The 23,251-nt window shown below is 59.3% G+C and carries 18 protein-coding genes and 1 pseudogene; 10 read left to right on the top strand and 9 right to left on the bottom strand.

Translation table 11 applies throughout. The annotated features are described in order from the left end of the window. The first annotated feature begins 21 nt into the window (after positions 1-21). From purH to N7U68_RS12460, 5 genes and pseudogenes are all read left to right on the top strand, one after another. Positions 22-1,612: pseudogene (gene purH / locus N7U68_RS12480) on the top strand (bifunctional phosphoribosylaminoimidazolecarboxamide formyltransferase/IMP cyclohydrolase). 86 nt (positions 1,613-1,698) lie between these two features. Continuing rightward, complete coding sequence (lspA, locus tag N7U68_RS12475; RefSeq protein WP_263047005.1) at positions 1,699-2,184, top strand: signal peptidase II; 486 nt, start codon at positions 1,699-1,701, stop codon at positions 2,182-2,184. A gap of 52 nt (positions 2,185-2,236) precedes the next feature. Then, a complete protein-coding gene (locus tag N7U68_RS12470) occupies positions 2,237-2,764 on the top strand; it encodes a DUF3035 domain-containing protein (RefSeq protein WP_263047004.1) in 528 nt (175 codons plus the stop codon). 155 nt (positions 2,765-2,919) lie between these two features. After that, positions 2,920-4,248 (top strand): M16 family metallopeptidase, encoded by a 1,329-nt coding sequence (locus N7U68_RS12465; protein ID WP_263049154.1) that lies wholly within the window; start codon positions 2,920-2,922, stop codon positions 4,246-4,248. Beyond that, positions 4,245-5,561: a M16 family metallopeptidase gene (locus N7U68_RS12460; protein WP_263047003.1), complete on the top strand. Its 1,317-nt coding sequence runs from the start codon at positions 4,245-4,247 to the stop codon at positions 5,559-5,561. Before N7U68_RS12465 ends, N7U68_RS12460 begins: the two co-directional genes overlap by 4 nt. Before the next feature lie 139 nt (positions 5,562-5,700). Here the strand turns inward: N7U68_RS12460 and N7U68_RS12455 are convergent, their stop codons facing one another. The 4 genes from N7U68_RS12455 to N7U68_RS12440 all read right to left on the bottom strand — a co-directional run bounded on the left by N7U68_RS12455 (position 5,701) and on the right by N7U68_RS12440 (position 10,350). Continuing rightward, positions 5,701-8,046, bottom strand: a complete 2,346-nt coding sequence (locus N7U68_RS12455) for an aldehyde dehydrogenase family protein (RefSeq protein ID WP_263049153.1) — start codon at positions 8,044-8,046, stop codon at positions 5,701-5,703. Positions 8,047-8,094: 48 nt separating this feature from the next. Then, positions 8,095-9,084 (bottom strand): deoxyribose-phosphate aldolase, encoded by a 990-nt coding sequence (gene deoC, locus N7U68_RS12450; protein ID WP_263047002.1) that lies wholly within the window; start codon positions 9,082-9,084, stop codon positions 8,095-8,097. A gap of 122 nt (positions 9,085-9,206) precedes the next feature. Next, positions 9,207-9,926: a 2-dehydro-3-deoxygalactonokinase gene (locus N7U68_RS12445; protein ID WP_263047001.1), complete on the bottom strand. Its 720-nt coding sequence runs from the start codon at positions 9,924-9,926 to the stop codon at positions 9,207-9,209. Positions 9,927-9,930: 4 nt separating this feature from the next. Further along, positions 9,931-10,350 carry a protein tyrosine phosphatase family protein gene (locus tag N7U68_RS12440; RefSeq protein ID WP_241188086.1) on the bottom strand — a complete coding sequence of 140 codons (420 nt, stop codon included), beginning with the start codon at positions 10,348-10,350 and terminating at the stop codon, positions 9,931-9,933. Positions 10,351-10,596: 246 nt separating this feature from the next. Here N7U68_RS12440 and radC point away from each other — a divergent pair, with 246 nt between their 5' ends. After that, positions 10,597-11,361 carry a RadC family protein gene (gene radC, locus N7U68_RS12435; RefSeq protein ID WP_263047000.1) on the top strand — a complete coding sequence of 255 codons (765 nt, stop codon included), beginning with the start codon at positions 10,597-10,599 and terminating at the stop codon, positions 11,359-11,361. A 77-nt stretch (positions 11,362-11,438) separates the two neighbouring features. Here radC and N7U68_RS12430 read toward each other — a convergent pair whose 3' ends face one another. The 3 genes from N7U68_RS12430 to secA all read right to left on the bottom strand — a co-directional run bounded on the left by N7U68_RS12430 (position 11,439) and on the right by secA (position 16,914). Next, the gene (locus N7U68_RS12430) at positions 11,439-12,998 is read right to left on the bottom strand and encodes a phosphate ABC transporter substrate-binding/OmpA family protein (protein ID WP_263046999.1); all 1,560 of its coding nucleotides are present in this window, start codon (positions 12,996-12,998) and stop codon (positions 11,439-11,441) included. Positions 12,999-13,021: 23 nt separating this feature from the next. Next, the gene (locus tag N7U68_RS12425; protein WP_263046998.1) at positions 13,022-14,062 is read right to left on the bottom strand and encodes a hypothetical protein; all 1,041 of its coding nucleotides are present in this window, start codon (positions 14,060-14,062) and stop codon (positions 13,022-13,024) included. Positions 14,063-14,205: 143 nt separating this feature from the next. Further along, positions 14,206-16,914: a preprotein translocase subunit SecA gene (gene secA, locus N7U68_RS12420; protein ID WP_165195079.1), complete on the bottom strand. Its 2,709-nt coding sequence runs from the start codon at positions 16,912-16,914 to the stop codon at positions 14,206-14,208. A 192-nt stretch (positions 16,915-17,106) separates the two neighbouring features. Between secA and N7U68_RS12415 the strand changes: the two genes are divergently transcribed. The 4 genes from N7U68_RS12415 to N7U68_RS12400 all read left to right on the top strand — a co-directional run bounded on the left by N7U68_RS12415 (position 17,107) and on the right by N7U68_RS12400 (position 19,943). After that, on the top strand, positions 17,107-17,976 hold the full coding sequence (locus tag N7U68_RS12415; RefSeq protein WP_263046997.1) for a peptidylprolyl isomerase: 870 nt from the start codon (positions 17,107-17,109) through the stop codon (positions 17,974-17,976). 5 nt (positions 17,977-17,981) lie between these two features. After that, positions 17,982-19,211, top strand: a complete 1,230-nt coding sequence (argJ, locus tag N7U68_RS12410) for a bifunctional glutamate N-acetyltransferase/amino-acid acetyltransferase ArgJ (RefSeq protein ID WP_263046996.1) — start codon at positions 17,982-17,984, stop codon at positions 19,209-19,211. Between the two features lie 22 nt (positions 19,212-19,233). Next, the gene (locus N7U68_RS12405) at positions 19,234-19,632 is read left to right on the top strand and encodes a (deoxy)nucleoside triphosphate pyrophosphohydrolase (protein ID WP_165195085.1); all 399 of its coding nucleotides are present in this window, start codon (positions 19,234-19,236) and stop codon (positions 19,630-19,632) included. Positions 19,633-19,805: 173 nt separating this feature from the next. Then, positions 19,806-19,943 carry a hypothetical protein gene (locus N7U68_RS12400; protein ID WP_165195087.1) on the top strand — a complete coding sequence of 46 codons (138 nt, stop codon included), beginning with the start codon at positions 19,806-19,808 and terminating at the stop codon, positions 19,941-19,943. Between the two features lie 171 nt (positions 19,944-20,114). Here N7U68_RS12400 and infB read toward each other — a convergent pair whose 3' ends face one another. Beyond that, entirely contained in the window at positions 20,115-22,619 is a 2,505-nt protein-coding gene (infB, locus tag N7U68_RS12395; protein WP_165195089.1) for a translation initiation factor IF-2, read from the bottom strand. Next, positions 22,616-23,248: an RNA-binding protein gene (locus tag N7U68_RS12390; RefSeq protein WP_165197848.1), complete on the bottom strand. Its 633-nt coding sequence runs from the start codon at positions 23,246-23,248 to the stop codon at positions 22,616-22,618. Before N7U68_RS12390 ends, infB begins: the two co-directional genes overlap by 4 nt. Positions 23,249-23,251 lie beyond the last annotated feature (3 nt).

Here is a 23,251-nt window from a genome sequence, read left to right as displayed (position 1 = left end):
AGCCTGAGGACCTGCTACCCCATGACCCAAACCACCGCTATCCGCCGCGCCCTGCTGTCCGTCTCTGACAAAACCGGCCTTATTGATCTGGGCCGCGCACTTGCGGGCCAAGGCGTCGAATTGCTCAGCACCGGCGGCAGCGCCAAGGCATTGCGCGATGCAGGGCTGGACGTACGCGACGTGGCAGATGTGACCGGGTTCCCCGAGATGATGGATGGCCGGGTAAAGACCCTGCATCCGATGGTGCACGGTGGCCTGCTGGCACTGCGTGACAATGATGCGCATGTGGCCGCGATGGATGAGCACGGCATTGGCGCGATTGATCTGCTGGTGGTCAACCTCTACCCGTTCGAGGCGACCGTCGCAGCCGGTGCAGATTATGACACCTGTATAGAAAATATCGACATCGGCGGCCCGGCGATGATCTCGCGCCGCTGCCAAGAACCACGGCTTTGTCACCACCATCGTGGATGTCGAGGATTACGACGCCCTGCTGGAAGAGATGGCCGCAAACGATGGCGCAACGACGCTGGAATTCCGGCAGCGCATGGCGATGACTGCCTATTCGCGCACCGGTGCCTATGATGCCGCCGTGTCGGGCTGGATGGCGGCACAACAGGGTGACAATGCCCCGCGTCGTCGCGCCGTTGCCGGTACGCTGGCACAAGCATTGCGTTATGGCGAGAACCCGCACCAACAGGCCGCGTTCTATACAGACGGCTCTGCCCGCCCCGGTGTCGCAACCGCCCAACAGTTGCAGGGCAAGGAACTAAGCTACAATAACATCAACGACACCGATGCAGCGTTTGAATTGGCCAGCGAGTTTGCCGCCGCTGACGGCCCGGCCTGCGCGATCATCAAACACGCGAACCCTTGCGGTGTTGCCCGCGCCAGGACGCTGAAAGAAGCGTACCAGCGCGCCTTTGACTGTGACCGTACGTCGGCCTTTGGCGGGATCATCGCGCTTAATCAACCGCTCGACGGGGCCACTGCCGAGGAAATCGCTGGGATTTTCACCGAAGTTGTCATCGCGCCCGGAGCAGACGAAGACGCAAAGAGTATTTTTGCAAAAAAGAAGAATCTCAGACTGCTCGTCACAGAAGCGATGGCCGATCCCCGCGCGGCAGCCCAAACGATTCGGCAGGTTTCAGGCGGCTATCTCTTTCAGGACAAGGACAACGGTCATGTCACGGCAGATGAACTGCGCGTTGTGACCAAACGCGCGCCCTCGGATGCCGAAATGGCCGATATGCTGTTCGCATGGCGTGTCGCCAAACACGTCAAATCCAACGCGATCGTCTACGTCAAGGACGGCGCCACCGTTGGTGTCGGCGCAGGCCAGATGAGCCGGGTAGACAGCTGCCGCATTGCCGCGCGCAAATCGCAGGACATGGCCGAAGCAATGGGATTACCAGCGCCACTCACTCAAGGGTCTGTTGTGGCGTCGGACGCGTTTTTTCCCTTCTCTGACGGGCTGTTGACGGCCGCCGAAGCCGGAGCCACCGCAGTGATTCAACCCGGCGGCTCGATGCGCGACGACGATGTAATCGCTGCCGCAGACGAGGCTGGACTGGCAATGGTGCTGACCGGAATGCGGCATTTCCGACATTAACCGGGCGGTTTTGCTTCTGTGTCCCGCACGTTCGTGCCACAAGGCCAAAAAAAGCGCCCCGGTGGCGCACGCATGAGGTGCAGGCGATGAAATTGGTATTCTGGGTCGGTTTCTGGACCTTCCTGATTGATCAGATCACAAAATACATCGTGGTACATGCCATGAGTCTGCGGACCTTGGGCACGATTGACGTCTGGCCGCCATTCGTCAATCTGCGGATGGCATGGAATTATGGTATCAATTTCGGCCTGCTCGCAGGTGATACCGCTATCGTCCGCTGGGCCCTCGTCGCGGTGGCGCTGGTGATTTCTGGCGCTGTTTTGTGGTGGGTCCACCATGAGCCGGGCGGCAAGTGGCAAAAAATCGCCGCCGGGCTTCTGGTGGGCGGTGCGCTCGGCAATGTAATCGACCGGATACTTTATGGCGCGGTCGCGGATTTTCTCAACCTCAGCTGCTGTGGCTTCAACAACCCTTATGCGTTCAATGTCGCCGATATCGCGGTTTTCGCCGGTGCCGTGGGCATGGTCCTGTTCTCGCCCACGAAAAAGCCGCCAGAGAAAAAGCCCTCGTGACGTTTACCCGGCTTTACGGTAAACCACTGACAAATTGTTCGGGAGAGGCACGATGATCCTATCGCGCAGCGTGATCTTAGTAGTGGCCGTAGCACTGGCTTTGTCAGCCTGTGGTCGGGGTGGCCGTGATGTCCAACTGACCAAGATCAAGAAGACCGGGAATGGCCCGGACGAATTCACTGTGCTGCCGACCAAGCCGCTGCAAGCGCCAGACAGTTACAATACTCTGCCCGCGCCTACACCCGGCACCAGCAACCTTGTTGATACCAACCCAGAGGCCGAAGGCATCGCCGCACTGGGTGGCAACCCCAATGCGCTGGTTGTCACAGGTGTCGGTGCCGCTGACGGCGCGCTGCTGAATCGTGCACGTCGCTACGGCGTGACCGGCGATATCCGTCAAACTCTGGCAAGCGAGGATTTGGATGTGCGCCGTCGGCACGGCAGGGTAAACATCCTGAATATCGGCCCCAACGACGACTATACCGACGCCTACAAACGCCAGTGGCTCGACAGTCAGGCCGAACAACGCCGCTTGCGCAGCATGGGTGTTGCCGTGCCCTCTGCACCGCCGCCCAGTTAACCCGCGTCACAGTGCTACATTTCTCGACACCCGATCTGCCCGCCTGATCCGGTCACAGAAGCGTTAGCGCGCTTGAATGCCCACGCCATGCGCGTATCTATGGCACGACCCCGCGAGCCAACCGCATGGAGACACACACAATGCACATCGCCCCAATGTCACGTCTGATGGCTCTGCTGTCTCTGGTTTGCGCACCGTTCGCGGCACAGGCTGATGATCAGGTTACCAACTTCACCCTCGACAACGGCATGGACGTAGTCGTGATCGAGGATCACCGCGCCCCGGTAGTCGTCAACATGGTATGGTATCGTGCCGGGTCCGCCGACGAGCCACCGGGCAGCTCTGGTGTGGCGCATTTCCTCGAACACCTGCTGTTCAAGGGCACCAAGACACTCGAACCCGGTGAATTCTCAGCAACGGTGTCTCGCAATGGCGGCAATGACAACGCCTTTACCAGCTACGATTTCACCGCTTACTATCAGCGCGTCGCCGCTGACCGGCTGGAGCTGATGATGCGGATGGAAAGCGACCGCATGGTTAATCTGCAAATCGGCCCAGAGGACATCGCAACAGAACGCGACGTGATCATCGAGGAACGCAACCAGCGCATCGAAAACAACGCCAGCGCATTGTTTCGTGAACAGCGCAACGCAGCCCAATACCTGAATCACCGCTACGGCGTGCCAATCATCGGCTGGCAGCACGAAATGCGCGCACTTGACCTCAAGAAAGCCAAGGATTTCTATAACCTCTACTATTCTCCCAATAATGCGATCCTCGTGGTCGCCGGCGATGTATATCCGGACGACGTAAAGGCCTTGGCCGAGAAGTACTACGGCGTGATCCCCGCCAATCCCGATCTGCCCGAACGTATCCGCCCACAGGAGCCACGCCAGATGGCGGAACGCCGTCTGATTTTCGAGGATCCGCGCGTCGCCCAGCCCTATGTCTCGCGCTCCTACCTCGCACCTGAACGCGACAGCGGCGCTCAGGATGAAGCTGCTGCGTTGTCGCTTCTGGCCGAAATCCTCGGGGGTGGCATCACCTCGGTTATGACTGAAAAGCTGCAATTTGACGCACAGATCGCCGTTCAATCCCAAGCGTGGTACGACGCGACATCGCTCGACGATACCACCTTCGATCTGATCGTCGTGCCCGTTGCTGGCGTCACTCTGGCCGAGGCCGAGGACGCAATGGACCGCGTCATTGCCGAGTTTCTGGAAACCGGCATCGACGAGGAACAGCTGGATCGGATTAAGATGGGCCTGCGCGCGTCTCAGATCTATGCGCGCGACGATGTGAACGCATTGGCCAACCGCTATGGCAGCGCCCTGACCCAAGGGCTGACCATAGCAGATGTGCAAGAGTGGCCCGATATTTTACAGGCCACAACGTCCGAGCAAATCATGGCCGCTGCCCGCAATGTTTTTCAACGCAAGAATGCCGTGACCGGCTACCTGACTGCCCCGGAGGTGACCCAATGATCCGCCTTGCCCTTGCTGCGATGCTGACCTGTCTGGCTGCGCTGCCATTGCGCGCGGAAATCGAGGTACAGGAACTGATAACACCCGGCGGCACCGATGTGTGGCTGGTCGAGGAACACGCCATCCCCTTTGTCGCGATCGAGATCCGCTTTCGTGGTGGGGCATCATTGGATGCACCCGGCAAACGTGGCGCCACCAGTCTGATGGTCGCCCTGCTAGAGGAAGGCACCGGCGACATCGACAGCCGGGAATTCGCCCGTCGTTCTGAATCCCTCGCAGCGTCATTCAGCTACGATACCTATGACGACAGCATTGCCATCTCGGCCCGTATCCTGACCGAAAACCGGGCCGAGGCGATTGCATTGCTGCGTCAAAGCATCGTGCAGCCCCGCTTTGACCAGCCGTCCATCGACCGGGTTCGGGGACAGGTCACGTCGATCATCCAATCCGATCAAAAAGACCCACGCGCCATCGCAGGTCGAACCTTTGATGCGCTGGTCTATGGCGATCACCCCTATGGCAGCTCGAAGAACGGCACAATCGACAGCGTTACATCGCTGACCCGCGACGACATTATCGCCGCCCATCGGGCCGCCATGACCCGCGACAGGCTCTATGTCAGCGCAGTGGGTGACATCACAGCAGAGGAGTTGAGCACTCTGGTCGATACGTTGCTGGAGGGCCTGCCAGACAGCGGTGCCGCCCTGCCCGGACCGGCGACGGCCAACCTGCCCGGCGGTATCCAAGTGGTAGAGTATGACACACCGCAATCCGTCGCCACTTTCGCCCAGCCCGGCATTGACCGTGACCATCCTGATTTCTTCGCCGCTTACCTGCTGAACGAAATCCTCGGCGGAGGCGGATTTGAAAGCCGCCTAATGACCGAAGTGCGCGAAAAACGTGGCCTGACCTACGGTGTCTATTCCTATCTGGTGGATAAGGACGGCGCGCAGGTCTGGATGGGCAGTGTCGCCTCGGCCAATGATCGTATCAGCGACGCCATCACAGTGATTCGCGCCGAATGGGCCCGTCTCGCCAAGGATGGTGTCACCGCCGAGGAACTTCAGGATGCCAAAACGTTTATGACCGGCGCCTACCCCCTGCGCTTTGATGGCAATGCCCCCATCGCCAACATCGCCGTGATGATGCAGATGGAGGGCCTGCCGGCGGATTACATTGCCACGCGCAACGATCAGGTGAATGCCGTGACACTGGAGCAGATCAATCGCGTGGCACGCGAATGGCTGAAACCCGATCAGCTCACCTTTGTCGTCGTCGGCAAACCAGAAGGGCTCAGCACCACACTGAACTGATCCCCGCCTGTTATCGTTCTAAGAATGCTCAAAACCCTCGGTGCAGCGCCCCTGCGCGTCGAGGGTTTAAGCAACGGTCATCCCGCACGCCAATCCACTGACCGGCATGCGCCGTCAGGCGCATTCCTTGGGATCAACCCTATTCGCCATAGGGTACCCAGATGTTCTTTACCTCTGTCGCCGCCTCCAGAAACGCGTGCCCCTCGCCTTCGACACCCATCCAATCGCGGTCTACAGCGTTGTTCACCCATGTCCGTTTCAGGTTCCCGGCACTCGCCCGCTCGATCTCGCTCGACACGCCGCTCGACGAGAAACTCCAAACCGAATCGACCTCTCCATGGGCCGCCAGATGCGGTGCCAACTCTGCGTGACTGCCGGTCAGGACATTGACCACCCCAGCAGGGACATCCGATGTCTCCAGCACCTGCACGAACTCCAGCGCCGCCAGCGGGTAGGGTGCGCTTGCCACGACTACACAGCGATTGCCCATCGCCATCGCCGGACCGATAACCGAGATCAGGCCCAAGAGCGGCGCATCATCCGCACAGAGCGCGCCAATGATACCGACCGGCTGATGCATTGCCATTGCCACACCCCGGATCGGCACGCCATGCACCCGCCCATCATATTTGTCGGCCCAGGCCGCATAGGTAAAGAGCCGCGAAATGCTGCTTTCCACCTCCTTCTTGCCCTGTCGCTTACCGGTCATCGCATTGATCCGGTCCGCGAACTCCTCAGCCCGCGCTGACAAGTTCTCGGCCATGTAATACAGGATCTGCGCCCGTCCGTGCCCGCTTGATCTGGCCCAACCTGCCGCACCGCGCGCGGCCTCGACAGCATTGCGCACATCCTTGCGGTTGGCCACCGGGACCTGCCCGAGCAACTTGCCACTCTTGCCGTAGACACTTCGCGAATACCCGCCATCAGGCCGGGTCTGCTTGCCCCCGATATAAAGCTTGCCCGTCCGATCTATCCCCGGCACACCGCCGCCCGCGCCACCAAAGGCCTCGATCGGTTCCAACGCCTTTGCCTTGCCAATAGGGCGTGTATAGGCACGCAGCCCTTCCCAACCGCCTTCGCGTCCGAAGCCACTCTCGCGCACACCGCCAAAACCCGCAGCAGCGTCGAACATGTTGGAGCCATTCACCCAAACCACACCTGCCGCCAGCTTGGGCGCAATATCCAACGCCAAATTCACATTCTCTGACCAAACACTCGCCGCCAGCCCGTAGCGCGTGTTGTTTGCCACCTCGATCGCCTCAGCAGGTGTGCGGAACGTCGTACCGACCAGAACAGGGCCAAATATCTCTTCCTGCATCAGCGGATCAGAGGGCGCCAACCCGGTGATTAGCGTCGGCGGATAAAACGCTCCACCGTCTGGCAAAACCACATCTGCCACCCGCCGCTGTCCTACAGTATTGCGATCTACCATTTCGGAAATACGGGCGACCTGCTCGGCGTCCACCATCGCACCGACATCTATTGTCTTGTCCAGCGGATTGCCTATGCGCAGTTTATCCATCCGCACTGTCAACTTGGCATAGAACCGGTCCGCAATGCCCTCTTGCACCAACAGGCGCGATCCGGCGCAACAGACCTGTCCCTGATTGAACCAGATCGCATCGACCAGCCCCTCTACCGCGCTATCCAGATCCGCGTCGTCAAAGACGATATAGGCACTCTTCCCGCCCAACTCGAGCGTTAGCGCCTTGCCACTGCCCGCTGTCACCTCCCGGATACGCCGCCCTACGGCTGTCGATCCGGTAAAGGCAATCTTGTCGATACCCTCATGTGCGGTGATCATTTCACCCACGGCCCCATCACCAGTGACAATGTTGACCACACCATTCGGCAATCCCGCCATCCGGCAAATGTCCGCGAACAATAGCGCCGTCAGCGAAGTATACTCGGCAGGCTTCAGAACCACGGTGTTGCCCATCGCCAGCGCAGGTGCCACCTTCCACGCCAACATCAGCAGTGGAAAGTTCCACGGCACGATTTGCCCGCAAACACCCAGCGCCGCCTGATCGGGCAGTTCTGCCTCCATCAATTGCGCCATGCCCGCGTGATAATAGAAATGCCGATGCACCAGCGGAATATCAATATCGCGGCTCTCGCGGATGGGCTTGCCATTATCCAGCGTCTCTAACACGGCAAACAGTCGCGCATTTTTCTGGATCAACCGCGCCAAGGCATAGAGATGCCGCGCCCGTCGATGCCCCCCTAGCCGCGCCCAGCCGGGTTGCGCCTTGCGCGCGGCAGCCACGGCAGCATCCACATCCGCCTGTGTGGCTTGGGTCAGCGTCGCAAGAACCTCTCCCGTGGCCGGATTGCACGAGGTGAACCCGTCGCCCGCATCCGTAAAGACGCCATTTATGAAATGTCCGAACCTGTCGCCCTGATCGACCAGCCACGCCAGCGCCTCGGCGGCACTTTCCGGCGCAGGGCCATAGTCCATGCTTTCATAGATTTCACGCACGCTCATGTCTTCTTCTCGGTCCATATACGCATCTGTCGCCCCTTCCGGCACAGCTTATCCCATCGCATGTCGCCACCCTGCCGAGTATGCTCCACTTACGTGATGCTCTAATTGCCGCTCAATATCGCCCAGCAGTGACGAGGCCCCAAACCGGAACAGCGCAGCGTCGAGCCAATCATCGCCCAACTCTTCCTTGATCAGGCTCAGATAGATCAGCACGTCCTTGGCCTTGGATATTCCCCCCGCAGGTTTGTACCCAACTTTGACGCCTGTTTGGCTGTAATAGTCTCTGATCGCGCGCAACATGACCAATGTCACAGGCAAAGTAGCATTCACCGGCTCCTTGCCTGTCGATGTCTTGATGAAATCCGCCCCCGCCATCATGCAAACCAAGCTGGCGCGCGCCACATTGCGCAAACTTCCCAGTTCTCCGGTGGCAAGGATCGCTTTGACATGCGCCGGGCCGCAGGCTGCGCGAAAGGCCGCCATTTCGTCGTATAGCGCGCCCCAGTTGCCGGTCAGCACATGACGACGCGAGATTACGATATCAATCTCTGCGGCACCCATTGCGACGCTGGCCTCGATCTCGGCCAGCCGCAGTGCAAAAGGTGACAAACCCGCTGGGAACCCCGTCGAAACGGCTGCGACCGGGATGCCGCTGCCCGCCAGCGCCTCTACCGCTGTGTCGACCATGTCGTGATAGACGCAGACCGCACCGACATGCAGCCCCTCCATCCCCAGCGCACCCAGCAGATCGGCACGCACCGGTTGGCGCGCCTTGGCGCACAGGCGCCGCACCCGGCCTGCGGTGTCATCTCCGGCCAGCGTCGTCAGATCGATACAGCTGATCGCACGACAGAGCCACGCGGCCTGATACTGCTTCTTAACGCTGCGCCGTCCGGGTAAGGTCGCGACACGGCGTTCAATAGATGAGGTATTCGCTTGCACGCTGCGGACCCATGCAAGGTCCAGCGCAATGCCATCATTCCGAGCCGCCAAAGCTTGGGGCAGCTGCGCTTGATCTGTTGGCTTTCGGGTCTGCATCGCGTTCTTCCTGCCGCCGATCTTTGCAATCAGCGTGTCATGCAGCCACAAAATAGGCAAGCGATGGCATGCGCGGCGCGTGTCGGGGGTCTGAGTATTTCTGGAACGAGGAAATGCTGTGATCAGTCCAGATAGCCCGCGGCATCAGCAAACGCTGCAAGCCCACGAACCAGCATGTCCTGCGGCATAGCCTCGTCGACTGACGTACCTTGATACTGCAACGTCTGGACGAGCGCCGATCTCTCGGCAACGACAATGACCTCTTGCCCCAGCCAATACGGTTTCGCCGCGGCAATTTCGGCCCCGATCAGGTGGCCTGTCAGGGCCCGCATATCCCCACCAAGTGAGGCAGTATGCAGGTGAGCGGCAAGCTTTTCAGGCCGTGATAGAGTCTGTTCTACTGCATCAGGCGCCGCCTCGGCATTACCACCCAATGCCGACACCAGACGACCTGTAGCAAACCCCTGCAAGCTCACGATTTCGCCGGCACTGACATGCACCCAATGTGTGATCTGATCTCGCACATCCACCACCACACCGTCCCAGTTCGGGCGCGACGACAATACACCTGCGATCCGCAGCCGCGCCCAACCGCCCAACGCGTCGGGTGGCGCCTCTTGCGTCGCTATGGGCACACCATCTGTCGAGGTCGGCATCACAGCAACCGGCACAGCCTGCGGTGTGGTCCCGCCGATGCGCACCTTGGTTCGGTCTTGGTCCACGACTGCGGCCAGCGCGTCGTCGGTATCTGGATGCAGGCTCTGACCTTGCAGAGCTTTGCCCTCCATCAGACACACACGCACCCCGACATCATCAGGTCCGTAGGCCAGCCACAGCGCCATCTGCCTAGCCTCGGGTCATCTGCGCCACGAGGCCAGACATGTCATACCCTGCCTCCGCCGCCGCCGCGACGATCTCTGCGGGTTCCATATGATCCATCTGTGCGATGCTCCACAGCATCGTACAACGTGTTCCGGTTCGGCAGTATGCCAAGATCGGTGCAGGCATTTCATCTAGCGCCGCACGAAAATCGGCCAAATCTGTCTGGCTGACCTGACCTGACGTGATCGGCACTGCGCGGTAGGCCAATCCGGCAGCCTTTGCCGCCGTCTCAATCGCATCGCAACCGCATTGTCCGATTTCCTCGTTATCCGGGCGGTTGCACAGAATCGATCGATAGCCTGCGTCGGCAATTGCAGAAATATCCTCGACCTCGATCTGTGGCGAAACAGTAAAACTGTCGGTGATCTTGCGCGGGTCCATCATGGGGGAGTTCCTTTGATTCCGGTGTGGGCACACGTTCTCTATGCAGCCAATGGCCCGGTGATTTCAATGCCTGTCACCGGGACGGGTGGGCGGGCAAACGGCAGCAGCGCGACAGTTTCATGGCCGGAGTCCCATAGCCGGGCTGAACCGTCGTGCAGACAGGGCTTCCCGTTTGGCGACATGGGATAAGCCGTTTAAACGGCCTGATTAACCCGTCCTTAACCAACCGCGCGCCACATTCGGATCATGGCCCGTTTCTCGCATTTTGCCGAATCCCCTCTGCCACTCTTTGGCGGTGATGAGGTGGTACAGACTTGCAAGCCCGCGATATCAAAACAACCCTCATACATCCGCGACCACCGGGCGCGCCTACGTGAACGATTCCGACTCGGTGGAGCGCAGGCAATACCGGACTACGAACTTCTGGAACTGGTCCTGTTCCGCGCAATCCCGCGGAGAGATGTGAAACCTTTGGCGCGATCCCTGCTCGATACCTTCGGCGACTTCAACGGTGTCATATCGGCAAGCCCGGTGCGCCTGTGCGAAGTGTCCGGCGTCGGCGATGCTGTGGTGACCGAACTCAAGATCGTAGAGGCCGCCAGCCAACGATTGGCGCGCGCCCGGATCATGCGGCGGCAGGTGATATCCAGTTGGGACGCATTGCTGGATTACTGCCACACCAAGATGGCGCACCGTGGAACGGAACAGTTTCGCCTGTTTTTCCTTGATACGAAAAACACGCTTATCGCGGACGAGGAACAGGCCAATGGCACGGTCGACCATGTACCCGTCTACCCCCGCGAAGTGGTCAAGCGCGCGCTCGAACTGAACGCCTCGGCACTGATTCTGGTGCATAATCACCCGTCGGGCGACCCCACCCCGTCGCAAAGCGATATCGACATGACCAGACAGATCGCAGATGCGGCGCAGGTCATGGGCATCACCCTGCACGACCACCTGATTATCGGGAAGTCATGCGAACTCAGCTTTCGCAGCGAGGGGTATCTGTGACCACCCTCAGCCTTAGTTGGCACCTACACAATACCGACAGGATACCGACGTGATACCGACACCTCGAAATCGCGCTGTCAGCGCACCCAGATTTCGACCCGGCGGTTGGCGCGACGACCCCATTCGCTATCGTCACAGGCCATCGGCATCGCTTCGCCAAAGGCCTTTATCTCTACCTGCAACCGCGCCGGATTCAGTGTCTCTGCCCGGCGCAGCACGGCATCCCGCACGGCCGTGGCCCGTCGCTCGGCGATCTGCTGATTGATCCGGGCCGATCCTTCACCGTCGCTGAAGCCGACAAAGACCATGCGACGCCCGTCATAGAATCCGCTCTCCAACGCGCGAGCCAGCTGTGCCACATTCGAACGCGATTGCGCATCCAGCCGGATCGACCCCGGTTCGAACCGAAAGGTTGTGCTTAGCCGTTTAAGTGGCGCAAGGGTGCGTACCATGTCCTGCAATTCTGCCAGCGTCACCTCGTCCCCTGCCTGCATCACCGCATTGGCAAATCGATCGCCTTGGGCGTCTATCTCGATCTCTTCGGGCAGCTGATCGACGAACCCGGCACGCCTCACCACAAGCTGCGCCGCCGGATCACGGGTAAATGCCAAAAATTCGCGCACCAGTTTGGGAAAACGGCGCGCCGGCAGGTAAAGGAACATTGGCGCAGACAGCGGATAATCCTCGGTTTTGACCGCGCGGCGCGTGGCCCGCATGGAAAAGCCGCAGGCACCCTTCAGTGCCAGCTCGAATGTCAGCCCCTTTTCCGATCTGCTGCCAACGCCAAGCGCGAAAGGATCACGCGCAACGGCCGCGGCCAACGCCACACCATCTCCGTGCCGGACTGCACCCGGCAACAGGCCTGCCGCCCGTCCTCCGGTCATCTGATCCTCTGTTGCCTGTCCTAAACCACTGCGCGAATCATGCAGATGCACAGCAATCGGGGCATCTGGGCCGCCAAGGTCCGCCCAGTTGTCGATTTCCCCGGTCAGTACCTTGGCCAGCTGCGGTGCGGTTATCGCGGTCACATCGTTTTCGGCCGCGACCAGCGGCACCAACGCATCAAGCGCCAGAACCCGGCTGCGCCGCGCATCGGTCAGATCGCCCAGCCCCGCATCTATGCCCAGCCGCACCTCGGCAGGTCGCACCTCTCGCAGGGACATCACGATATCGGCCTCATCCGCCAGCAGATCGGCAAAGCCTTCGTCTGGATTGGTAAGGTGAAAGTAGAAACGCCCGCGCGGCACATCGCTGTCGCGATCCGACAGTGTATAGACCGCCCGCCGGTCGTCTTCGGTATGGCGCGCCAGCTCTAGCCCGCTTTTCAGCGCAAACGCCTCTATCAGCGCAGGCATCAGGACCTGACCAATCGTCGGCGCACCCGACACGCGCAACTCGGCCACGTAATCCGATAGGCTGGGACAGCCCGGCCCGGCACACAGCACACCAGAGCCATCAACCGTCAGTTCACCATAAATCGTATCGACGCGATAAAACTCGCCGTCAAAACCCAGCAAATTGCCAGAAATCTCAACAGCCCCATCGCGCGACGTCAAAGTGACGTCCTGCGCCAATGCAGAAAACGCGGCCCCAAACAGAAAAAGTGCGGCGAAAATCGCCGCACGCACCCAAGTCATTTATGTACCCCGGTCGCTGCGAATTAGTTCTGCGCGATCTTCAGGTCATTCAGCAAGTTTTTCAACACCAGAAAGTCACCAACCGCATTACATTCTGGCATCGCCAGTGTCAGGGTCTGCACCTTGAATACACCATCGGGCTGAACCTGAATGGATTGGGCCTCGACATCACGACCACAATTGTCGCGTGTGACCTGCGCTTCGACTTGCAAATGCACGTCACCACCCCGTGCTGCCAGGCTGCTGGGGAAGGTATAGATCTCGGCCTGATAGGCGTTTGGCAAATCACCTGCGCCCAAACGGGTCAGGAATCCGCCCTGCCCACCGACCGCTTGGCTCAGATCATGCGGGGCATCAGCCCAGACATGACCCGCATCACCGTATTCGGCACCATATTCCATTGCATGCACTTGCAGGCCGCTGTCGCCTTCCCACTGCAACGCGACGCGATCGTAATATTCAAGCGAGTCAACTGTCGCGTTGGCAACGGCCCCTTCACCATTAGGAAAGGCCACGATAAAGGTCGCTGCTGCGCTAAGTGCGGGCACCGTCATCTTGATCGTGCCATCCTCGCCCGTCACTTCGGTAATCATCAAGCCGTTGTGATGCAGGGTAAACCGTTCGTTCGGCATACACGGCACATCCAGCTTCAGTGCTACCATCGCTCCGGCAGCGGCTTCAGCACTCAGCACATAGTCACAGCCAAAAGCCGGAGTCGGCTCTTCGAGCGGCATTTTGGTGATCGGTTCCACTTCGGCAGAGGCCAGCGTGACTGGCTCACTCGGCAGGGCTGCCACATCAAGAATCGCATCAGGCGCTGTCGGCAGGGCCGAAGTATGGGTGATCGCATTGATATCAAGCGCACTCGCTGCCTCTGCCAGATCGGCGACCGAAATCATTTCTTGTGCTTTTACATCTACTGGCGCTTCGGCGACCTTGGGCGCCTGCGGCACAGAGTGCGCCATGATCCGAGCTGAATTACCGTTGTTCTGAATGAAATGCCCAACCACCAGCGCGACTGCCAGTGTTCCGCATCCGATTGCCATCAGTTTGATCTTTGACATGCTCTGCACTCCCACACCGAGAATTTCGGTTACGGAAGAATACCTAGACACACAAAACGGCAGCCTTATGACCCCGGAGCGGAGTCATTTAGGCCAGAATACGGCGTTTACGGCTGATTTTAGTCAGATTGGATCGGCAGACGTTATGCCAGCCGACCATGACAATGTTTGAATTTTTTACCCGACCCACAGGGGCACATGGCGTTTCGACCGGGGTTGCCCCATGTCGTGGGATCGTTTTCATCAAACCCCGGCGCGGCGTCTTCCGACACTTGCTGGGCTTCCTCGGATGTCTCTGCGGCATCGGTCTGGGCCTCTAGCGCAGCCTGCTGCTGGGCCATCTGGTCCATGATCGCCTTGCGGTCCTCTTCGGACATGGGGCGCACCTGCGACAGTTGCTGAGTCACCGTCTGGCGCAAGCTGTCGAGCATCGTCTCGAACAACTGGAACGCCTCGTTCTTGTATTCGTTCAGAGGATCGCGTTGCGCATACCCACGAAAGCCAACGACGCTGCGCAAATGCTCTAGCGTCAGCAGATGCTCACGCCAGTTGCTGTCGATGGTTTGCAGCAGGATCTGTTTTTCTACCAGCCGCATGTTGGTCGGGCCGAACTGAGATGCCTTTTGCGCCATCATCTCGTTCGCGGCCTTCTCAATCCGCTCAGATATGTCTTCGTCGTCGACACCTTCTTCGTCGGCCCAGGCCTGCACCGGCAGATCCATATTCAGCTGTTCAACCAATGCGGCATGCAGCCCGGTCATATCCCACTGCTCGGCATAGGACTTTGGCGGCATGTACTGATCTACCAGATCATCGATCACCTCGCCGCGCATGTCCTTTACGATGTCGGACAGGTCGGCAGCGCGCATGATATCGAGCCGTTGCTTAAAGATCACCTTGCGCTGCTCATTCATCACATCGTCGAATTTCAACAGCTGCTTGCGGATGTCAAAGTTGCGGCCCTCGACTTTGGCCTGTGCGCGTTCCAGTGATTTGTTCACCCAAGGGTGAATGATCGCCTCATCCTCTTTCATACCCAGACCCGACAGCACCTTTTCCAGCCGTTCGGAACCGAAAATGCGCATCAGATCGTCGTCGAGCGACAAGAAGAACGCCGATTTACCCGGATCACCCTGACGGCCTGACCGGCCGCGCAGCTGGTTATCGATCCTGCGGCTTTCGTGCCGTTCGGTGGCCAGCACAAACAGCCCGCCCGCTTCGATCACGGCTTGCTCATCAGCAGTATGCCCGGCCTCAATTTTGGCACGGATTGCGTCTGCATCACCGTCCGGATCGGCAGCAATCGCTTCCAGCACCTTCATTTCGAAGTTACCGCCCAGTTTGATATCGGTGCCGCGCCCGGCCATGTTGGTCGCAATGGTCACTGCGCCCAGCTTGCCTGCATCACCGACGATCTGCGCCTCTTGTTCGTGTTGGCGCGCATTCAGGACGTTGTGCGGCACATTCGCTTCCGTCAACATCTGGCTGAGCAATTCGGATTTCTCGATGGATGTGGTGCCGACCAAGGTCGGCTGGCCTTTTTCCTGCGCCTTCTCGATTGCCTTGATCACCGCTTTGTACTTCTCCGCAGTGGTCCGGTAGACGGCATCATCCTTGTCGATACGCGCGATGGGCTTGTTTGTGGGCACTTCGACAACGCCAAGGCCATAAATCTCGGCAAATTCCTCGGCCTCTGTCGCGGCGGTCCCGGTCATGCCGGCCAGCTTGTCATAAAGGCGGAAATAGTTCTGGAACGTCACCTGTGCCAGCGTCACGTTCTCAGGCTTGATATCGCAGCCCTCTTTGGCCTCGATCGCCTGATGCAACCCATCAGACAGACGCCGCCCGGACATCATCCGCCCGGTAAATTCGTCGATCAGCACCACTTCGTTGTCTCGAACGATATAGTCCTTGTCCTTGGTGAACATTTTGTGCGCACGCAGGCCCTGATTGACGTGGTGCACGATGGTCGTGCTCTCGGGATCATAGAGCGATTGATCCTCGGGCAGAATTTCGCGTTCGACGAGCAGCTTTTCCAGATACTCGTTACCCTCGTCGGTGAATGTCACGTTGCGCGATTTTTCGTCCAGCGAAAAATGCGAGTCATCCAGTTCGGGGATCAGCGCATCAACCGCGATATATAGCGTGCTGCGATCCTGCGCCGGTCCCGAAATGATCAGGGGTGTGCGCGCCTCGTCAATCAGGATCGAGTCCACTTCGTCCACGATGGCAAAGTTGTGGCCGCGCTGGCTCATGTCATCCAGATCGGACTTCATGTTGTCGCGCAGGTAATCGAATCCCAGTTCATTGTTGGTGGCATAGGTCACGTCACAGGCATAGGCCGCCGTTTTGTCAGCATTGGCCTGATCGGGATGGACGACACCGGTGGTCATACCCAACGCACCAAAAACGTTGCTCATCCATTCGGCGTCACGCTTGGCCAGATAATCGTTGACCGTAACGATATGCACGCCCTTGCCAGTCAACGCATTCAGATAGGCTGGGAATGTCGCCACAAGGGTCTTGCCCTCGCCGGTCTTCATCTCGGAAATGTTGCCTTGGTGCAGGAAAATGCCGCCCATCAACTGCACATCAAACGCCCGCAGCCCCAACGCGCGCCGCGCCGCCTCTCGGCAGTTCGCAAACGCCTCGGGTAGCAACGCCTCCAGCGTCTCGCCACCCAGCGCCCGTTTGCGCAGTTCTGCAGTTTTCTCGATCAGCCCGTCATCGCTCAGCTGTTCAATCTCGGGTTCCAGCGCGTTGATCTTCTCGACCAGCGGGCGCGTCGCCTTAACCTTGCGGTCATTCGGCGTTCCGAAAACCTTGCGCGCAACCGTTCCTAAACCCAGCATATTCTATCCGTTCGGCTGTTTTAACATCTTGTGAATGGCAATGACTTGCCCCGTTTCCAATGCGGCCCTACAACGTGGCCAATAGCAGCGGGAATGCCTTGAACATAAGGCGATGTAAGGGCCTGCTGGCAGAGTGTCAACGTCGCGTGCCCATGCGACCCAAGTGCCATACACGGCAAAGGAATACCCGTAATGTTCAACCGCCTCCAAGCAACCGTCGTCGCAACCCTGTTGGCTGCCGTATCTCTGGCACCACCCGCGTGGGCCGATGACGCGGCAGAGGGCGCACCGACAGCCGATACCGTGGTTGCGACCGTCGACGGAACCGAGATCACGCTGGGGCATATGATCGCCCTGCGCGCAGGCCTGCCAGAGCAGTTTTCGCAGCTTCCAGCCGAAGTTCTGTACAAGGGAATTCTGGATCAACTGGTACAACAGACACTGTTACAGCAGAATATGACCGCCAATATGTCCAAGGCGGGCCAACTTGCGTTGGAAAACGAGACGCGCGCCGTCGCGGCGAGCGAAGAGATCGCGCGCATCACTGGCGTCGCGCTGACCGACGCCGCGCTCAAGGCCGCCTTTGATGAAAAATATCTGAACATGCCGGAAGAGACCGAATACAAGGCCGCGCATATCCTCGTCGAGACCGAAGAAGAAGCCAAGGCGCTGGTGACTGAATTGAATGATGGCGGTGACTTTGCCGCATTGGCAAAGGAACATTCCACCGGCCCATCTGGCCCCAGCGGCGGAGAGCTGGGCTGGTTTGCTCCCGGCATGATGGTCGAGCCGTTTCAGGATGCGGTCGAGCAATTGGAAGCAGGTGGCATTTCCGACCCGGTACAGACCCAATTCGGCTGGCATGTGATCCTGCTGTCCGAGACCCGGACCAAAGCCCGCCCCGACATGGAAGAAGTCCGCCCAGAGCTGGAAGAAGAACTGCGTCAGGCGGCGATGACAGCCCATATCGAACAACTGCTCACGAGCGCAAAGATTGACCGCACGACGGGCGATGCGCTGGACCCCGCCACATTGAATCAATTTGACCTGCTGGAAGAGTAACGACTTTGGCCAAGATTACATCTGTCTCACCGCTGGCCCCTGCGGGCTTTCCTGATCTGCCTGTGATTGATGGCGTCCGTTTCTCGACGGTGGCCGCTGGGGTCCGCTATGCCGGGCGGACAGATGTCATGCTGGCCGACCTCGCCCCCGGCACCACGGTTGCCGGGGCGTTTACCCGGTCGGCCACGCGCGCGGCTCCTGTGCTGGATTGTCAGGCCAAGATCGGCACACATAGCGACGCTGGCGCCGCGATCATCGTGAATTCGGGTAACGCCAATGCGTTTACCGGACGCAACGGGATTGATGCCACCCGCGCCGTCACCACCGCCGTTGCCGCTGCTCTGGACCTGCCTGAAACGCGTGTTTTCTCCTCTTCGACCGGAGTGATCGGTGAGCCGCTGCCACACGGACGCATCACCGCCAAACTCGAAGAACTGAAGGACACGCTGGCCTCCGACGGGATTGAGGCCGCAGCTAAGGCGATTATGACAACCGATACCTTTCCCAAGGGGTCAGCGACCGATGTAACAATCAACGGGAAAACGATCCGTATCGCTGGCATTGCCAAGGGGTCAGGCATGATCGCGCCCGATATGGCGACAATGCTGGTCTATATATTTACGGACGCCAAGGCCGATCTGTCGGTTTTGCAATCGATGGTATCCGCGCTGAACGCCAAAACCTTCAACTGCATCACCGTCGACAGCGATACATCGACTTCTGATACGCTGCTGGTGGCGGCGACAGGTGCATCGGGCATCGAAGTCACGGAGGATTCAGTCGGTTTCATGGAAGGGCTGCGGCGTGTCATGCTTGATCTGGCGCATCAGGTCGTGCGCGATGGTGAGGGTGCCACGAAATTCGTCGAGGTGTCTGTGACAGGCGCGCACAGTGATGATGAGGCGCATGTCCACGCCAAGTCCATCGCCAATTCGCCCTTGGTCAAAACCGCCATCGCGGGCGAAGATCCGAACTGGGGTCGTGTCGTCATGGCCATCGGCAAGTCGGGTGCCCGCGCAGACCGCGATGCCCTGTCCATTTGGTTTGGTCCCATTCTGGTGGCTGACAAGGGCTGGGTCAGTCCCGACTATTCCGAAGAAGAAGCCGCGAAATACATGAAGAATCAGAACTTGGTGATTCATGTCGATCTCGGGCTTGGCGGAGGCACTGCGCGGGTTTGGACCTGCGATCTGACCCACGCGTATATCGAAATCAATGCCGATTACCGATCATGATGCCGGTGCTGATGGCCTGCCCATGAAAACTGTCCTAGTCTCTGCCGTCGCTCTGATTGATGTCGATGGGCGTGTTCTTTTGGCGCAACGCCCCAAAGGAAAGTCCATGGCCGGACTGTGGGAGTTTCCGGGCGGCAAGGTCGAGTCCGGTGAAACGCCAGAGGTCGCCCTCATCCGCGAATTGCAAGAGGAGCTGGGCATAGACACTTGGGCCAGCTGTCTGGCCCCGCTGACCTTTGCAAGCCACAGCTATGATGATTTTCACCTGTTGATGCCGCTCTTTGCCTGTCGAAAGTGGCAAGGCATACCTCAAAGCCGAGAAGATCAGGCATTGAAATGGGTTCGTGCGAGCGAATTGCGGAACTATCCGATGCCGCCCGCGGACATACCTCTGGTACCGATTCTACGCGATTGGCTCTAATTTCATGCATAAATCGGCACCGCACCGCCGAAGTCGCTTGTTTGCTATCGCTTAATTTTACTTTCTGTTTGGTCAGATTAAGCTATAATTAACATTGGGTCTGTTAGAACTATGCCATCGGGCGTAGTTGTTTAAAATTTTATACGTCGCGTCAATATCTGGGGGGATATGACATGCTGCAAACAATTAGACTTGGTAGTTGCGTTCTGGTGCAGGGTATTTTTGTGCGTCTACTGCCCGACGGTCGCGTTCAGGTTCGCGATGGCGATCGGCTCTTTGCCGGACAACCCGTGTCCAAGGTCGCTGCCTGAAACATTAACCATTCCACAACACGTAAAAGGGGCAGACCATTGGTCATGTCCCTTTTTTGTGTTTGCCGTCCTGTACCGGCCAAGAAATACAGCACGCTTAAAAACAATGGGGCGCAGCCATCAGCCACGCCCCATATGCTATTTTCCGTTCCAGCGAACCGGCAGATCGCCTTAGTCGAGTGAACGCTCCACCTCTTCGCGCTCGAAAATCTCGATCACGTCATTCGGGCGGATATCTTCATAGTTCTCAAAGGCCATGCCGCATTCCTGACCCGATTGCACTTCGGCAACTTCGTCTTTGAAACGCTTCAGTGTCTTTAGCGTACCTTCGTGGATCACCACGTCGTCGCGCAACAGACGCACACCGGCGGACCGGCGCGCAACGCCCTCTGTCACCAGACAGCCTGCAACACGGCCAACACCGGTGACCTTGAACACTTCTTTGATCTGCGCATATCCGATGAACTTCTCGCGGATCTCTGCACCAAGCAGACCGGATGCGGCCGCCTTCACATCGTCGACCAGATCGTAGATCACCGAGTAATAGCGGATTTCAACGCCTTTTTGGTTCGCGCTCTGGCGTGCCGGCGCATTGGCCCGCACGTTGAAACCAAAGACCGGCGCGCCCGAGGCTTCGGCCAGACCGATATCGCTTTCGGTGATGGCGCCGACGCCCGAATGCAGCACGCGCACGCGGACCTCTTCGTTACCGATCTTCTCCATCGCCTGAACGATAGCCTCGGCAGAGCCCTGTACGTCAGCCTTCACCAGAATTGGCATCTCTGCCATATTCTCGCTGTCCTTGGCCTGTGACATCAGTTGTTCCAGTGTCACGGCCGCGCCAGCAGCGGCACGTTTTTCCTTGGCTGCCTTCTCGCGATACTCCGCGATTTCGCGCGCCTGTGCTTCGGATTTGACGACGTTCAGAACATCGCCCGCCTCTGGTGTACCATTCAGGCCCAGAACTTCGACCGGTACAGAAGGACCCGCCTCTTGCACGCGCGCACCATGATCGTCGATCAGCGCACGAACCTTGCCGTACTGTTCGCCAACGACAAAGATATCACCCTGACGCAGCGTGCCCTTTTGCACCAGAACGGTTGCAACAGGACCGCGACCCACATCAAGTTGTGCCTCGATCACCGCGCCTTCGGCAGCACGATTCGGGTTTGCCTTCAGTTCGAGGATCTCGGACTGAAGCGCAATCGCCTCGAGCAGTTCATCCAGCCCCTGACCCGTGGTCGCGCTGACTTCGACATCCTGCACATCGCCTGACATCGCCTCGACGACGACCTCGTGCTGCAACAGATCGGTGCGGACCTTCTGCGCGTTCGCAGCAGGCTTGTCGATCTTGTTGATCGCCACGATCATCGGCACTTTGGCGGCCTTGGCGTGGTTGATCGCCTCGACTGTCTGCGGCATGACCGCATCATCTGCGGCCACAACCAGCACGACAATATCCGTCACCTGCGCACCGCGGGCCCGCATCGACGTGAACGCCGCGTGGCCGGGTGTATCTAGAAACGACAGAATTGCGCCGCTGTCAGTTTTGACCTGATAGGCACCAATATGCTGCGTGATGCCGCCTGCCTCGCCTGCGACTACCTTGGCGTCGCGGATAGCGTCCAGAAGCGACGTCTTGCCGTGGTCGACGTGACCCATGATGGTGATCACCGGCGGACGCGGCAGCAGGTCTTCTTCTTTGTCCTCAACGGTGGCGATCACATCCTCGACGTCCGCATCCGAGACGCGCACGACGCGGTGGCCGAATTCCTCGATGATCAGTTCAGCGGTATCGGCATCAATCGCTTCGTTCTGCGTGACCATCATGCCGTTGTTCATCAACGACTTGACCACATCACCGACGCGCTCGGCCATCCGCACGGCCAGTTCTGACACGGCGATGGTTTCGGGCAGTTGCACGTCACGAACAATCTTTTCACGCTCTTGCGTACCGCCCATGGCCTTCTGACGCGCGCGCTCTTGCTTGCGCTTCATCGCTGCCATTGATTTCTGGCGACCACCTTCGCCACCAGACAGCGCCTGATTCAGCGTCAGTTTGCCCGATCGGCGGTTGTCGCCTCCCATGCCTTTGCCCTTTGCGGGGCGCTGGTCACGGTCACGGTCCTGCTGTTTACGCGCTGGCGTAGCGGCAGGACGGTTCTGCGGGGCACCGCGGCCTGTCGGGGCGTCTTCGCTCGGGGGCGTCGGCGCAGGGGCAGCGGCAGCCTGCTTGGCCTGCTCCGCTTCGCGCTTAACGCGCTCCTCTTCCTCTGCCTTGGCTTTCAGCGCCTCTTCACGTTCCTGCTCGGCACGTTCTTTGGCCTCAGCCTCTTCGCGGCGGCGCTCGCGCTCTTCGGCACGGGCTTTTTCCTCGGCTTCACGCTTGGCTGCCTCATCGGATTCGCGTGCCTTGGCGGCAGCCAATGCCTTCATCCGGCGATCAAGCTCGGCATCCGAAATGCCTGCGGGACGTTTTGATGGATCACCCGCGGGCGCGGGTTTGGCCGTACCGGTTGCGCCGGGCGCGGCACCAGGTTTGGGCACCACAACGCGCTTGCGCTTGGTTTCCACCACGACGTTCTTGGTCCGGCCATGGCTGAAGCTCTGCTTCACGTTCCCCGCACGGGGACCGCCACGCACACCCAAAGTTTTCTTTCCGTCGTTGTCGCTCATCTGGTCTTCTTTCCTTTCCGATGGCCGCTGCCATCGTCCGAGACGCGCAGGCCTTTCAGCCTTGCCGCCTCCTCTACAACACGTTGCGACAAACCACCAGCATGCAGTGCCGCATGAATCGTGGTTTGGCGCCCAAAGGCCTGACCCAGCTCGTCCGCCGTCAGCCAGCCAATGAAAGAGCCGCCATAAGGCGTGCTCAGCTTTGATTTTCCGCGCTCGGACCCGTCGCTGGCCTGAATCAGCACTTCGGCCTCATCCTTGGCCAGCCAATCCTTGACTTTTTCATAGCCTGAAACCGCATGACCGCCCTTGCGCGCCAAGCTAATCAGGTCAATCACACGCCGCGCCAGCATCCCTTCGACCAACGCTGGCAGACCGTCGGGTACAGTAACCGCAGAACGCGCCGCACGGGCAAAGAGACCCTTGGTCGCCGCTTTTTCCAGCGCCGCAGGATCGGACGCGACCCAGATACCACGACCCGGCAGCTTGTGTGCCAGATCAGGCACAATGCCGCCGTTAGGGTCAACGACAAAACGCAAAAGCCCATGCTTTGGCTGCACCTCACCCGTGGCGATGCATTTACGCTCTGGACCTTCACTTCGGTCTTTGGGTTGCCCGGCGCGCCCCATCAG

It is taken from the genome of Roseovarius pelagicus (assembly GCF_025639885.1).
In the GTDB taxonomy this organism is placed as follows: Bacteria; Pseudomonadota; Alphaproteobacteria; order Rhodobacterales; family Rhodobacteraceae; genus Roseovarius; species Roseovarius pelagicus.
The sequence above is the reverse complement of the archived record's forward strand: the minus strand, read 5'-3'. Positions and strand labels throughout refer to the sequence as shown.